The sequence below is a fragment of the Synergistaceae bacterium genome (genome assembly GCA_012728235.1).
In the GTDB taxonomy this organism is placed as follows: Bacteria; Synergistota; Synergistia; order Synergistales; family Synergistaceae; genus JAAYFL01.
Genome location: JAAYFL010000038.1, coordinates 1 through 13,418 on the forward strand (window position 1 = coordinate 1; position 13,418 = coordinate 13,418).

15 protein-coding genes are annotated in these 13,418 nt (G+C 38.6%); 13 read left to right on the forward strand and 2 right to left on the reverse strand.

What is annotated here, in order from left to right; translation table 11 throughout:
- The 6 genes from GXZ13_02830 to GXZ13_02855 all read left to right on the forward strand — a co-directional run.
- Window positions 1-694, forward strand: a 694-nt coding sequence (locus GXZ13_02830; GenBank protein ID NLX74771.1) for a branched-chain amino acid ABC transporter permease, incomplete at its 5' end; no start/stop codon positions are given.
- Window positions 678-1,442, forward strand: a complete 765-nt coding sequence (locus GXZ13_02835; GenBank protein NLX74772.1) for an ABC transporter ATP-binding protein — start codon at window positions 678-680, stop codon at window positions 1,440-1,442. The genes GXZ13_02830 and GXZ13_02835, both read left to right, overlap by 17 nt.
- Before the next feature lie 6 nt (window positions 1,443-1,448).
- Window positions 1,449-2,180 carry an ABC transporter ATP-binding protein gene (locus tag GXZ13_02840; protein ID NLX74773.1) on the forward strand — a complete coding sequence of 244 codons (732 nt, stop codon included), beginning with the start codon at window positions 1,449-1,451 and terminating at the stop codon, window positions 2,178-2,180.
- Between the two features lie 191 nt (window positions 2,181-2,371).
- Window positions 2,372-3,238, forward strand: coding sequence for a methyltransferase (locus GXZ13_02845; GenBank protein NLX74774.1), 867 nt, complete (start codon window positions 2,372-2,374; stop codon window positions 3,236-3,238).
- A complete protein-coding gene (locus GXZ13_02850) occupies window positions 3,213-3,929 on the forward strand; it encodes a 16S rRNA (uracil(1498)-N(3))-methyltransferase (protein NLX74775.1) in 717 nt (238 codons plus the stop codon). Before GXZ13_02845 ends, GXZ13_02850 begins: the two co-directional genes overlap by 26 nt.
- A 17-nt stretch (window positions 3,930-3,946) precedes the next feature.
- Window positions 3,947-5,236, forward strand: coding sequence for a MiaB/RimO family radical SAM methylthiotransferase (locus GXZ13_02855; GenBank protein ID NLX74776.1), 1,290 nt, complete (start codon window positions 3,947-3,949; stop codon window positions 5,234-5,236).
- A gap of 28 nt (window positions 5,237-5,264) precedes the next feature.
- On the opposite strand, the gene GXZ13_02860 is transcribed toward GXZ13_02855, so the two are convergent.
- Window positions 5,265-6,320, reverse strand: coding sequence for an asparaginase (locus GXZ13_02860; protein ID NLX74777.1), 1,056 nt, complete (start codon window positions 6,318-6,320; stop codon window positions 5,265-5,267).
- 245 nt (window positions 6,321-6,565) lie between these two features.
- Between GXZ13_02860 and GXZ13_02865 the strand changes: the two genes are divergently transcribed.
- The 7 genes from GXZ13_02865 to GXZ13_02895 all read left to right on the forward strand — a co-directional run bounded on the left by GXZ13_02865 (window position 6,566) and on the right by GXZ13_02895 (window position 12,870).
- Window positions 6,566-6,754: a 30S ribosomal protein S21 gene (locus GXZ13_02865; GenBank protein ID NLX74778.1), complete on the forward strand. Its 189-nt coding sequence runs from the start codon at window positions 6,566-6,568 to the stop codon at window positions 6,752-6,754.
- A gap of 2 nt (window positions 6,755-6,756) precedes the next feature.
- Window positions 6,757-7,218 carry a GatB/YqeY domain-containing protein gene (locus GXZ13_02870; protein NLX74779.1) on the forward strand — a complete coding sequence of 154 codons (462 nt, stop codon included), beginning with the start codon at window positions 6,757-6,759 and terminating at the stop codon, window positions 7,216-7,218.
- Window positions 7,219-7,402: 184 nt separating this feature from the next.
- Window positions 7,403-7,888: a transcriptional regulator NrdR gene (gene nrdR / locus GXZ13_02875; GenBank protein ID NLX74780.1), complete on the forward strand. Its 486-nt coding sequence runs from the start codon at window positions 7,403-7,405 to the stop codon at window positions 7,886-7,888.
- The gene (gene nrdD / locus GXZ13_02880; GenBank protein ID NLX74781.1) at window positions 7,872-10,022 is read left to right on the forward strand and encodes an anaerobic ribonucleoside-triphosphate reductase; all 2,151 of its coding nucleotides are present in this window, start codon (window positions 7,872-7,874) and stop codon (window positions 10,020-10,022) included. The genes nrdR and nrdD overlap by 17 nt, the downstream gene beginning before the upstream one ends.
- A 51-nt stretch (window positions 10,023-10,073) precedes the next feature.
- The gene (locus GXZ13_02885) at window positions 10,074-10,754 is read left to right on the forward strand and encodes an anaerobic ribonucleoside-triphosphate reductase activating protein (protein NLX74782.1); all 681 of its coding nucleotides are present in this window, start codon (window positions 10,074-10,076) and stop codon (window positions 10,752-10,754) included.
- A gap of 188 nt (window positions 10,755-10,942) precedes the next feature.
- Complete coding sequence (locus GXZ13_02890; protein NLX74783.1) at window positions 10,943-11,962, forward strand: HD domain-containing protein; 1,020 nt, start codon at window positions 10,943-10,945, stop codon at window positions 11,960-11,962.
- A gap of 8 nt (window positions 11,963-11,970) precedes the next feature.
- A complete protein-coding gene (locus GXZ13_02895) occupies window positions 11,971-12,870 on the forward strand; it encodes an RluA family pseudouridine synthase (protein NLX74784.1) in 900 nt (299 codons plus the stop codon).
- A 59-nt stretch (window positions 12,871-12,929) separates the two neighbouring features.
- Here the strand turns inward: GXZ13_02895 and GXZ13_02900 are convergent, their stop codons facing one another.
- Window positions 12,930-13,283, reverse strand: a complete 354-nt coding sequence (locus GXZ13_02900) for a DUF805 domain-containing protein (protein ID NLX74785.1) — start codon at window positions 13,281-13,283, stop codon at window positions 12,930-12,932.
- Between the last annotated feature and the right edge of the window lie 135 nt (window positions 13,284-13,418).

Here is a 13,418-nt window from a genome sequence, read left to right on the forward strand (position 1 = left end):
AATGATAGTAGCTTATTTAATTGGAATTCCCACACTTAAACTGGTGGGGGATTATTATACTATAGCCTCTCTTGGTTTAGGGGAGGCTATACGTCTTATTATTGAAAATTGGGAAAGCGTAACACGCGGTGCGAGGGGATTCCCTGGTATAGCACCATATACTTCTCTTCCTGTGGCACTTGTTTTTCTGATAATAATGGCAGTTGCAATGTTTTTTATCGTAAATAGTAGTTATGGACGAGCATTCAAGGCTTGTCGCGACGATTACGTGGCCGCATCTCTTTTAGGTTTTAATACCGCTCATTATAGAGTACTCAGCCTGGCTGTATCAGGTTTTTACTGCGGTGTATCAGGTGCACTTCTTGCTGGTTTTATGTCATTTGTACAGCCTGTTATGTTTGATATGGCAAAATCGACAGAGCTTGTCTCTGTTGTTGTATTTGGAGGGCTAGGGTCTATAAGTGGTTCTCTTATAGGGGCAACTATTCTTACTTTAGTTACAGAACTTTTTCGTCCGATATCCCAATATCGCATGTTGATATATGGCTTGGTTCTTGTCTTTGTAATGGTATTCCGACCGGAAGGTATAATGGGCACGAATGAGCTTACTCTTAATTACATAAAAAATATCTTCTCTGCCAAAAAGAAAGCTTCTGAATTTGATAGGAGGACAACAGATGACTGTGCTTCTTGAATTAAAAGGAGTAAGTAAATCTTTTGGCGGCGTTCAAGCTGTGGAGAACATGTCCCTAAAGTTGGAAAAGGGGGAACTTACCGGATTGATAGGCCCTAATGGAGCGGGCAAAACCACCGTGTTCAACTTGATAACAGCAGTATATGACGTTACAAAAGGCGATATAGAATATAAAGGTATAAATATAAATAAACTAAAAACCTATCAAGTTGTTTCTTTAGGAATAGCCAGGACATTTCAAAACCTTAGATTATTTTCCGGCTCCTCTGTTTTAGAAAATGTAATGTCAGCGGCTCAACAGTCACATAAATATAGTTTCTGTGAAGCGATTACTCATCTTGGTCGATGGAATAAGTTTGAGAAAAAGATACAAGACGAAAGTATGCAACTGCTTGAGCGAGTTGGACTCGCAGACCGTGCACATCAGAGAGCAGCGACTCTTCCCTACGGATTGCAAAGACGTTTGGAAATTGCGAGAGCGTGTTCTCTTCGTCCGGAGTTATTGCTTCTTGATGAGCCGGCAGCTGGTATGAACTCTGAAGAAGTAGAACAACTTAACATTCTTATTCAAGATATACATAAAGATTATAATCTTACAATTTTACTGATAGAACATCATATGGATATGGTTATGGAAATTTGTCCCCATATCATTTGTATGAATTTCGGAGCTAAAATTGCTGAGGGATCCCCAGAGTGTATACAGAGCCACCCTGAAGTTTTGAAGGCTTACTTGGGAGAGGAGTAGTTCAAAATGGCTAGTGAGGAAGCGATTCTCTCAATTAGAAATCTAGTGGTAAATTATGGCGCCATAAGGGCTCTCAAGAGTGTCTCTTTGGATGTGTATCCGGGTGAAATAGTTGCGGTTATCGGAGCAAATGGTGCAGGTAAATCTACGATGATGAACGCTATAATGGGAGCAGTTGAAAGATCTGAAGGAACGATTTATTTCAATGGCACACCTCTTTCTAAAAAAAGCTATGAAGTTGTAACGTCTGGAGTGAGTTTGGTTCCTGAAGGAAGAAATGTCTTTGCTCCACTTACGGTAATGGAAAATTTAGAAATGGGTGCTTTCCCTCTTTCAAATCGCAAAGATATTGTCTATGAGCTTGAAAAAGTTTTCACTCTTTTCCCCCGTTTAAAAGAAAGAAAATCTCAATATGCCGGTACTTTGTCTGGTGGAGACCAGCAAATGTTGGCGATTGGGCGGGCTCTAATGGCAAAGCCCAAAGTCTTACTTCTTGATGAGCCATCGCTCGGCCTAGCCCCCATTATAATTAGTGAAATATTTAAAGAGCTAACAGAAATAAACGAGCAATTTGGTATGACAATAATGATAGTAGAACAAAATGCCAAGAAAGCCCTACTGCTTTCCCACAGAGCATACGTTTTACAGACGGGAAATATAGTAATGGAGGGAGAGTCTTCCCTTCTATTGCATAATCCTGAAATAGAAAAAGCGTATCTTGGGGGAAGAAAGGGATAGCATAAATCAACTTAAAATTAAATATAAATTTTATAAAGCGACGGTATTGAACAAGATTTTTCCTTACTGTCGTTTTTTATTTTAGGTTTTAAAATTCTAAAAAAAACCGAAGATATTTTGTGGGATTGTCATATTTATGAGTTACAATAAAAGACGCAATTTCTGGCAAGGAGCTGATTGTAATGAAAAAAATGGAAAAAAATTATTGGTGGTACATTACGATATCAGAAAATAATGGTGCTATAGACATATTGCATTCTCTGGCCGACATAACAGAAAGCATTGGAACCGAGTTGCAGGAGTTTCTTCAAGACAGAGATCATCTTAGAATGTATTACAGAAGTGACAAGGATCTTTCGTATTGGAAAGGTCTCTTATTGGACGCAATGAAAGAATTTCAGTCAGTAAAGATTGAAGATTTTGGAAAAATAGAGAATCAACCGTGGAACGTACAAGCAGAGGACGCGTTTCCTCCCTTACTTGTAGGCAAAGAGCTTGTGGTCCTTGCTCCGTGGCATAAGGGTAAAGAGCCAAAAAATAAATTACCACTCTACATAAATCCGGGGAGTGCCTTTGGTACAGGTTATCACGAAAGCACTCAAATAGCTCTGGAGTTGTTGGAGACCAATATAAAACAAAATGCTATTCTTGCTGATATAGGAACCGGCTCTGGCATTTTAACTATATGTGCTCTTAAAAAAGGTGCTATAAGAGCGTTTGCACGTGATATTGATCCCATGGTAATAGAAGAAGTTCATAAGAATCTAATGCTTAACGACCTTGATTTAGCGAAGATTAACCTCGCAACTGGTGATCTCTTAAAAGACTTTAAGCACAAAGTTGACATATTAACAGCTAATATTCTTATAGGCCCCCTATCAAGCATGCTTTCAGATGTGCCATCTATTTTAAATGAAGATGGAGTTGCAATATTTTCCGGCATGTTAGAAAGAGAAAAACCTTTATTTTTAGAAGCATTAAAACAAGTCGACATGCAGCCAATCAAAGAACTCGTTAAGGGGGAGTGGTGGGGTGTCTCTGCCAAGGCTAAGGCTTGAAAATTGTACTTTTGATGGAAAAATCTGGACAATTGATGTCGAACAATCACACCATCTCGTTAAAGTAAGACGCTGCTACACAGGGTCTTTAGTCGAAGGTTTATTAAGTGGTGAAAGGATAAAATTAAAGCTTCTGTGCTATGGTAATTCGGTTTTTGCGGAAGAAATATCCAGAAAAACAGAAGCTCCTATAAAACCGCACCTTCATTTACTTCTTGCCTTATTAAAAAATGAACAATTTGATGATGCTCTCCGTTTTTCGGCAGAAATTGGTGTGCACACAATCCATATTCTATTGTGCGAAAGGTCTGTTCCCAAATATACGACAAAAAAGACTGAGGATAAAATGAACCGCTGGGAGAAAATACTGGAAGAAGCTACGAAACAAGCTGGTTCTACTAACCCCCCAATCCTGAATTATCCTACAGAAATAACAAAATTTAATTTTAATTTATTGCCAAAAAACAAATATATAACTCTTATCGGAGAAGAGGTCCAAAAAATAAAAGGAATAGAGATCCCTTCAGAATTGGCTGTAGCAATTGGTCCTGAGGGAGACTGGACGCACTCTGAAGTACAACTCTTTTTAGAAAACAGTTTTATACCAATAAGTCTTGGCAAAAGGATTCTACGCGCCAGTACAGCGGTAGCAGTTGCATGCGGTACTCTGATGTTATTGGGTAAAAAATAGTAGGTAAATAGACGAAAATGGAAAGATTAAAGGACAAAACATTTTCTGTAAACACATTTGGTTGCAGAACGAATCAGTATGAGGCCGAGGCTATAACTTTCGCACTTGAGGAAGCAGGAGCCGTATATAAGGAGGAAGAGCCGGATATCCTTATAGTTGTTTCCTGTACCATAACAGAAGCTGCAGAGAGAAAATGTCGTAAGCTTATAAGAAAAAGACTGAGAGAGAGGAGTTCCACGCTTGTAGTTGTTTGCGGTTGTTATGCCCAAAAAATCAACGAAAAAGAACGAAAAAAAATAGGGATTGATATTCTTGTAGGAAGTAGAATGAAACATCGATTGCCCGATATTTTAGCAGATTATTTCGAATTTCCTGAGAGATCCACACCCTACTTGCTTTCAGAAGAAAGTCTTCTGAAAGAAAAATCTTGGGATTTATTGAAGCTTGACAAACCACACCACAGAACAAGAGCCTTTCTTAAAGTACAGGATGGATGCAATCATTTTTGTAGTTATTGTGTGGTTCCGTATGTAAGGGGTTATCCTGTTTCGCGAAATCTAGCTGAAACGGTAGAAGAAGCGGCAAAAATAGTAGAATCTGGTTGCAATGAAATTGTATTGACTGGCGTACATCTAGGACTTTATGAGGAACTGGATGTTTTGGTAAGACGTATTGGCGAAATACCGGGATTGAAAAGATTGAGATTTGGCTCTATTGAGCCATTTGCAATTACTGATGAGCTTTTGAAAGCCCTTGTTGAAACAGAAGTCTTTTGTCCTCACCTTCACTTGCCGCTTCAAAGCGGAGACGATAAAGTGTTAAAGATGATGCGAAGAGGCTACAACACAGACGGATACCGGAAAATTGTAGAAAAAATTCGCAATATATTTGGTGACAGGCTTCACATAAGCACAGATTTGATGTTGGGTTTTCCCAGCGAAGATGATAGAGCTTTTAAAAATAGCATGAATTTTCTTAATGAAATTGAATTCGGGAAAGTACACGTGTTTCCATACTCACGTCGCCCCGGCACAAAGGCAGCGGAACTTCCTCTAATTTCTCAAGATATTATAAGGGAACGTAAAGGCGAGGCATTATCTCTGTCGAGAGAGTTGCTTAAAAAGTACTGCTTAAAATGTATAGGAGAACAGACGTCGATATTGGTTGAGGAAAAAAAGACTGCATTGATAAGCGGTCTTACTCCAACTTTCATCAGGCTTTATAAAAAGGATAATTCTGAAAATATTCTTGATATTGTAGAAGTGACTCCGAGAGAATACAAGAATGGAGCTCTCTATGCTGATTAAGTTAAAGTGAGAAAGCCAGGGGCACTTATCAATATTGATTGAAGAACCCTTGTATCTCCTCCAAAGAATTGGTTTTTGTAAGGGAAAGCATTAACAATATCCTTGCTTTCTGCGGAGTAAGATCGTCAGCCGTAAGGATGTCTATTTCCTTATATTTTTTCATTTGCTGCACAGCACCGCACATAGTTTTAGAGGAACGAACAAGTACGGGCAGAGATTTGGCAGATTTAAGATAAGAAATAGTATTTTTATTGAGACTTCCGTTTCCATTTCCCGCAAAAACGATACCCTGACACGATTTAATAGCATGTGAGATTAAACTTATAGAACTTCCTAAATATCCATATATTATCTCAACATTGGGCAGATCTTCTAAATCATAGATGTTAAAAGAACTCTTCCAAGTATGTTTTTTTATAGATTCGTAATAAAATCTTACAGTACCGCTTTGTACAGACCCTATGCAGCCATATTCACTTCCTTGAAAAGCATTAGCCTTATAAGTTGACGTTTTCCTTACATCTCGTGCACAATAAATCCCGTCATTTATGCAGATTAAAACACCCTTACCGACTGCTTCCTTATTGCACGCAACTAAAATTGCATTATATAAATTTAAAGGCCCATCGGCACTAATAGCAGAATCAGGTCTCATTGCACCAACAAGGACGATAGGTTTATTGCTCCTAACTGTTAAATTAAGAAAATAAGCAGCTTCTTCCATAGTATCTGTACCGTAAGTAAGAACTAGAGCATCTATTGTGTCTTTCATGAGAAGACTATTTATGTATTTGGATAATGCCAGCATCTCTTTTGTAGTAATGTCAGAGCTGTCAAGTTCTGAAAACTGCTCACTATCTATCTCGCACAGGGGCCCCAAATCAGGCAATGACCGAAGCAACTCGCGAATTGAACGCTGTGCAACGGTATAATCTGAAGTTTCAGCGTTGTTTTCTGCAGCAGCGGAGATGGTGCCACCTGTAGCTAAAACATAAACGCGTGGAGTTTTGTTAATTTCTGTTGCTGATACAATAGAAGGGTAGAAGAAAAAAAATACCAAAAGAACAAATAGGAAGTTTATCATTTAATTAACCTCAAATATCTGTAATATTTTTACATTTTTGTAATAAGGCTTTTTATGAATTCTATGTCTATAAAATACTGATGTCAATGAACCAGCGTATGGGAAAGAAAAAAACGAATTTACCTTTTATGCAATTTGAAAACTTGAAACGGAGTGAGTTTTAAGATATACTCACTTGGTATTTATCCCCGCTTGCACGTTTCTTATTTGTTTTGTAAGTGGCATTAGAAAGGGGGGGAATGTAGATGACCACCGTAAGAAGACGCGACAATGAGTCTATTGAGGATGCGCTGAAACGTTTTAAGCGTGAAATCAGAAAGGTGGGCGTGCTTCGTGATGCAAGAAAGCACGAACGTTACGAAAAACCCAGCGAAATCAAAAAACGTAAGAAGGCCGAATTGGCTCGAAATAAGGGTAGAAAGATTGAAAGATAATCATGTCTAAACTTGAAAACAGGCTCCAGGATGACATCGTAGCAGCAATGAAAGATAGAGACTCTTTGAAGCTTGCTGTTCTGCGTATGCTAAAATCTGCAGTCCAGCTGGCTCATATAGAAAAACGTTGTGAAGGATCTTTTACAGAAGAAGACTTTTTTGCAATAGTAAGAAGGCTCATTAAACAACGCCGAGAAGCAGCTGATATGTATGCATCAAATGGAGCTAGCGACCGAGCTGAATCAGAGCTCAAAGAAATAAAAGTACTTGAGGCCTATCAGCCCAAGCAAATGTCCGATGAGGAACTTGCAAGAATTGTTGAAGAAGCGGCATTACAACTTGCAATTTCAGACCCTAAGGATATGGGGAAGTTGATGGGGAAAGTTATTGCTTCTGTTAAGGGGCAGGCAGAAGGCAACAGAGTGAAGATTCAGGTACAGGCCTACATGTCATCTATTAAATGACGATATTTTTATTGTTCAACGCAAAAGAGCGCTAAACTTTGTTTAGCGCTCTTTTATATTTTTAAGGTTATAGTGCTATTATCTCTTACTCCATTTTTCAAAAAAACTCTTTAAATATTAATGCATGTAGTGTATACTAAAATAGTTGCATATATATAGCGTTACAGTCGTTTGGAGGAGTATTATGTACTGTCCTATTTGTGGAGCTTCGGATACCAGGGTAATAGAAACAAGAAGTGTAAATGAGGGTAAGGCTAATCGCCGCAGACGAGAATGCCCGATTTGTCAAGGCAGGTTTACAACTTATGAACGTTTGGAAGAAAAGCCATATCTTTGGGTTGCGAAGAAAAGTGGCCGCAGGGAAGCTTTTGACAGAGAAAAGTTAATAAAGGGAATCCAAAGATCATGTGAAAAACTTCCCATTTCTTTGGAGCAAATAGAAGAAGCTGTTGCTCATATTGAGTCGAGGTTGAGAGCCACCGGCCAGGGAGAGGTCGCAGCTGAGACAATCGGGAATTTTGTTTCTGATGAATTGCGCAAAATAAATAAGGTCGCGTACGTACGTTTTGCCTCTGTATACAGAGAGTTTACGGATATAGAAAGCTTTACAAAGGAAGTAGCTAAATTGAATGAGGACAAGGAGCCGGATTGTAATGACAAAGGAATTTAAGCAGGAATCGGAATTTTATTTGGGACGGCAAGCTCATTTATTTGATGGAAGCAAGGAATCAACTGATCTTGCCCTGATGGTAGATGCTCTTGCACAGGAAAAACGTACTCCTTGGGACACAGGCAAGATTCGTGATGCCCTTATCATAGAAGCTGGTGTTGATCCGGCAACAGCTGAAGAGATAGCCATTGAAGTAGAAGAGGTTTTACTTAGACAGAATAGAACTCATGTGACAACGACCATAATTAGAGAACTTGTTAACGTTAAGCTTTTTCAGCGCGGCTTGGATGCAAAACTTTTAGACCACAGCCGTATAGGTATTCCTGTTCACGATTTAGAAAAAATGATGTTGACCAAAAATAAGGAAAATAGCAATACTTCGCATAACCCAGAATCAATAAATCTTTCAATAGCGGAAATGGTGCTTAAAGAATATGCTCTGACAAAGATTTTTAGCAAAGATGTAGCTGACGCACATCTTAAGGGTGATATTCATTTACATGACTTGGGAATGGTAGATCGTCCTTACTGTTCGGGGCAAAGCATTGCTTATGTTGCAAGATTTGGTCTTAACATCCCCTCTATAACAAGTGTTTCTTCTCCTGCGAAACATGCCGATGTTCTTCTCGCTCATATTTTAAAAATGACGTCTGTTTTACAGAATCACTTTGCTGGGGCCATAGGATGGGATGCCATAAATATGTACTTTGCACCCTATATTGTTGGTTGGTCGTATGAACAGTGCAAACAATTGGCACAACAGCTTATATTTGAATTCAATCAGCTTGCGGGAGGCAGGGGCGGTCAGATAGCATTCACAGATATAAATGTATACTATGAAATCCCAAATCATTTCCGTGATGTTCCTGCGATTGGACCGGGTGGAAAATTTACCGGAAAAACATATGCCGAATACGATAAAGAGGCCAAATTATTTGTAAAAGCTTTATTTGATGTATTTATGGAAGGCGACAGCAGAGGGCAACCGTTCTTTTTCCCGAAGCCTTTGCTGCACATAACCGATTATTTCTTTGAGGAGGAAGGTTGGGAGGAGTTTTTGGATCTTTCTTGTCGCTTAGCTTCGGAGAAAGGTAATACATACTTTGTGTTTGATAGAGGTGGAGTAGCCAAGCTTTCTGAATGTTGTCGTCTCTCGTTTGAACTAACTCCGGAAGACTTGGAAGAAGCTAAACATCCTTGGAAAATGCGTTACTGTGCACTTCAGAACATAACATTAAATTTACCTAGAGCAGCATACAAAAGCAATGGAGATAGAGAATTGCTTTTTGACATAATAGATGAAGAAATGGAACTTGCAGCCAAGGCACATCTTCAGAAACGTGCATTTATCCAACTTATATTAGATCTTGGTAAGGATGGCCCGTTGGCAGCTCTTTGCTCCTCTCACGATGATGAGCCGTATCTAAGAATGCGGAAAGCCAGTCACCTCATTGGAATTCTCGGATTAAATGAAATGCTTCAAGCCATGACTGGATTTGAACTTCATGAGAGTCCAAAAGCAGAAGAGCTAGGGTTGGCCGTAATTCAATATATGGATCTCAAATGCCAACAGCTATCTGAACGCTTAGGATTAAAAATAGTTCTTGAACAGACTCCCGCGGAAAGTACTGCTTTACGTTTCGCTAAATTAGATCTTCGTTCATATCCACAAGAAGCACAAAAATATGTAAAGGGCAATAGTGAAACAGGTGAGATTTATTACACCAACAGTACACACCTAAATTATAAACATGCCAAAGATCCAATAGAGAAAGTGGTAAAAGAGAGCGTTTTTCACCCTATGATTAAAGCGGGTTCAATTACTCATCTTTGGATGGGCGAGCATAAGCCCGATCCAAGAGCATTGGCGTCATTTGTGATTAAAACGTTTAAAAATACAGAAAACGCACAAATTGCATTTAGCCCGGAATTTACGATATGTAATGATTGTGATCATATGCAGAGGGGGCTTGTGTCTACCTGTGAAATTTGTGGGTCGGAAAACGTGGATGGAATAACAAGAGTAACTGGCTATTTTACAAGAACATCTTCGTGGAACGCAGGAAAACGAGGCGAATTAAGAGACAGAGCCAGAGTTCCTATTTCAACGAATGAAAAGCTGTCCTCTAATTAATAACATAAATATTCTGAAATATTTTAATAAAATAGTTGGGCTGTGATAAATATGCAAAATATAAGTGCGGGGGGTTATCTCTCCGCTTCTTTTTTAGACTGGGAAGGACACGTTGCTGCAGTAATTTTTATGTCAGGCTGTAACTTTAAATGTCCATGGTGTCATAATTCAGATTTAGTTTTCAACAAAACCACACCTATAAAGGTTACAGAAATTATAGAAGACATAAAACGGAGAAAACTATTTCTAGATGGAGTAGTTATAAGCGGAGGAGAGCCTACTTGTTCATTAGGCCTCATATCAATGATTCGAGAAATGAAAAAAATTGGTTTGCCAATAAAGCTTGATACAAATGGTTCGCATCCTGAAGTTTTAAAGCGACTATTAGATGAAAAATTAGTGGAATTTATAGCAATGGACGTCAAATCCCCACTAAACGACCAAGATTTGATGAGAATGACAGGGGTTTCAATTTCTTCAGATTTATTAAAAGAGAGTATTGAGCTGATAAAAAGGTTAGCTCTAAATTATGAGTTCAGAACCACATATACTCCGGAGCTACTTTCTCAAGAAGAACTTTTAAAGATACGAAAAGAACTTAACGACGATGTACACTGGGTTGTACAATGTTTTAAGCCGGTGAACTGTATTGATGATAACTGTCTAAATTATAAAGAGGTTAAATCGGAAGATATAAAGAAAATTTTACCCGGTATAAAGATTAGAGGATAACTGTATATATCAAATTTTAAAGTGGCTCAGAGTTGGAGTTTATCTTTGCTTTACTGTTTACAAATATATTAAGTGATGTTTATGTTATACCGCTATAATTATTTTTATGCGAACGTTTTGACAGAGAAAGTATATGATAGATAATATTAGTATGCCAAAACACTCGAAGAAAGATGATAGGAGAAAAAATGAATCTAATTAAAATTGCCGAACTCTCAAAATTAACTCCAGGAGATTCCTTTAAATCAATATTCGTTATAACAGAACTATTTCAGAAGACTGATAAAAATGGAAGATCTTACTATGATGTTTCTGTCTCCGATTCTACAGGCAATATAGAAGCCAAAATATGGTCTGATGCAACCTGGATTGACAGATCCACAGCAGAAAAAGAAAGTTCTGACGAAATATTGTCTGAAGAACAGACACTTGAATTGCTGGGGAAAACTGTAGGAGTACATGGGAAAACTACAGAATACCGCAAACAATTGCAATTCAACTTTAGCAAAATAACACTCTTAAATCAGGATAAATTCCCTGCTGCACAGTATCTTCCCAGATCTCCCATTCCTATAGAAGAAATGCTAACGCGCTACGAAAGTTTAGTCGATTCATGTAGACCTCAAATAGCCAATTTTATAAAATATGTTTATAAAGATCAGGTTTGGCTGCAATTTAGAGATTGGCCTGCAGCTGTCTCGCACCACCATGCCTACGCCAATGGTTTGTTAGAACACACTCTTGCTGTTGCTGACTGTGCTAAATCGATGGCAGAATCAATGAGACGTTCCGGTTACGATATTGACGTTGATATTGTGGTTGCAGGCGGCCTTTTGCACGATTTAGGGAAGATAGATTCTTATAAAATGACGTCAATTCCTGAAATGACATTAGAGGGAGCAGTTATAGATCATGTGGCTAAGGGATATTTGCGTCTTATGCAGTATGCCGAAGAGTATAAATTGGATGAAAGTCTTAAACTTCATTTGGCTCACATAATGCTCAGCCATCACGGACAGAGAGATTTTGGTTCTCCAGTAGTACCAGCCACCCCGGAGGCTCTTATCGTATCCTCTGCTGATGAACTAGATTTTCGAATTTTTTGTTGGAATGAAAGCGTAAAAGATCTGCCGGACAATCAGCCTATATCTCAGTGGCACAACGCCACCGGAAGAAGATTCTGGAAAAGAGAGAGCTCCGAGGAATAAAAGCTGGTATGGGAAATGAGTTTTATATAACGATTGATCAGGCAGGACGTCGTATAGATAGGCTGCTGCGGACAACATATCCCCACGTCTCACTCGGTGCGATTATGAAGGCCATCAGAAAGGGAGAAGTTCGACTCAATGGTGAGAAAGTATCTGTAAGCACCAGGCTTGAGGAGGGGCAGTTCCTTCAAGTACCATGGCAGAAAAATGTTTCGGAATCTTTTTTTCATAATCATGCTCAAAATGAAACTAATCATTCCCCAATTGAAACTATCTATAAAGACAATCATATATGGGTGCTTAATAAACCTGCCGGCCTGCTGACTCAGCCCAATGTTAAGAATGGAGATTCTTTGATTACGAGGGCTCTATCAGAGTTAAATTGGACGAGAACAGATTTTTGTCCTGCCACTGTACAACGCCTTGACAGGAACACTTCTGGGTTGGTAATTATAGCAATGTCCGGGTTGACCCTGAGAGTGTTCTCTGAGGTTATAAGGTCACGTAATGTAAAAAAAATATATTATGCAGTGGTTTTAGGGGATATTCAGAATGAAGGAGAAATCGATGCTCCACTCCTCAAAGACCCTGAAAGCAATACAGTAAAAATAGATAAAGATGGACAAAATGCTTTAACACGCTATAAAAAACTTGCGTCAATAGGAAAGTTCAGTATCGTGGAAATAGAGCTTGTCACCGGGCGCCCTCACCAGGCTAGAGTACACATGTCATCAGTGGGACATCCTATACTAGGCGACAAAAAATACGGTGGAGGGAATCAGGCAGCACGCCCTATGCTTCACTCTTATTCAATTACCTTGCCTCAAGATTTGATTATTCCGGAAGAGTTGAGAAATAAAACTTTTGTTGCTCCAATTCCAAAAGATATGCTGTGCTTTTTTAACTAAAACACAGCATAAATGTTTGAAGGTTATGAATGTAAATTTATTTTTATACTAAATTGATACTATATCGTAGGAGCTCCGTTGTCTGCTATCGAAGGTTGACAGAGCAGCCACACAATCCAAAAAAAACCAATAATCGGGATTATTCCGACTAATATCCAGTACCACTCTTTTCCAGTGTCATTAAGGCGTCTAATAGTTACAGCTATCCCAGGTATTAGCACTGCTGCTCCGTATACATAGTTTAATAAGTTGGTTCTAAGTATGAATTGGCCGATAAGGCCCAAAATTGCGATAATTATAAAATTTACTAAAAATGCCATCCAATAGCCTTTAATATTTGTACGGTCGGTGAAATTAGTGGCGTTCTTCCACATTACAAAATACTCTTTACAAAAATCATTTAAAAAATCCATTGAAACTACCTCCTTCACAGTAATTTAGAAATAGTCGCTGTATTTCGTTCAGAATACAATCAGAGTGTTAGACTGTCAATAATTAACTTCAAATATGATGTTATTAAACAGTTGCAAGTATTAAGATTTTCTGTT

Bases quoted from the DNA above. Each gene is read 5' to 3' on its own strand.
- GXZ13_02835 (NLX74772.1), top strand. From the start codon at position 678: ATGACTGTGCTTCTTGAATTAAAAGGAGTAAGTAAATCTTTTGGCGGC.
- GXZ13_02840 (NLX74773.1), top strand. From the start codon at position 1,449: ATGGCTAGTGAGGAAGCGATTCTCTCAATTAGAAATCTAGTGGTAAAT.
- GXZ13_02845 (NLX74774.1), top strand. From the start codon at position 2,372: ATGGAAAAAAATTATTGGTGGTACATTACGATATCAGAAAATAATGGT.
- GXZ13_02855 (NLX74776.1), top strand. From the start codon at position 3,947: ATGGAAAGATTAAAGGACAAAACATTTTCTGTAAACACATTTGGTTGC.
- GXZ13_02860 (NLX74777.1), bottom strand. From the start codon at position 6,320: ATGATAAACTTCCTATTTGTTCTTTTGGTATTTTTTTTCTTCTACCCT.
- GXZ13_02865 (NLX74778.1), top strand. From the start codon at position 6,566: ATGACCACCGTAAGAAGACGCGACAATGAGTCTATTGAGGATGCGCTG.
- GXZ13_02870 (NLX74779.1), top strand. From the start codon at position 6,757: ATGTCTAAACTTGAAAACAGGCTCCAGGATGACATCGTAGCAGCAATG.
- nrdR (NLX74780.1), top strand. From the start codon at position 7,403: ATGTACTGTCCTATTTGTGGAGCTTCGGATACCAGGGTAATAGAAACA.
- nrdD (NLX74781.1), top strand. From the start codon at position 7,872: ATGACAAAGGAATTTAAGCAGGAATCGGAATTTTATTTGGGACGGCAA.
- GXZ13_02885 (NLX74782.1), top strand. From the start codon at position 10,074: ATGCAAAATATAAGTGCGGGGGGTTATCTCTCCGCTTCTTTTTTAGAC.
- GXZ13_02890 (NLX74783.1), top strand. From the start codon at position 10,943: ATGAATCTAATTAAAATTGCCGAACTCTCAAAATTAACTCCAGGAGAT.
- GXZ13_02895 (NLX74784.1), top strand. From the start codon at position 11,971: ATGGGAAATGAGTTTTATATAACGATTGATCAGGCAGGACGTCGTATA.
- GXZ13_02900 (NLX74785.1), bottom strand. From the start codon at position 13,283: ATGGATTTTTTAAATGATTTTTGTAAAGAGTATTTTGTAATGTGGAAG.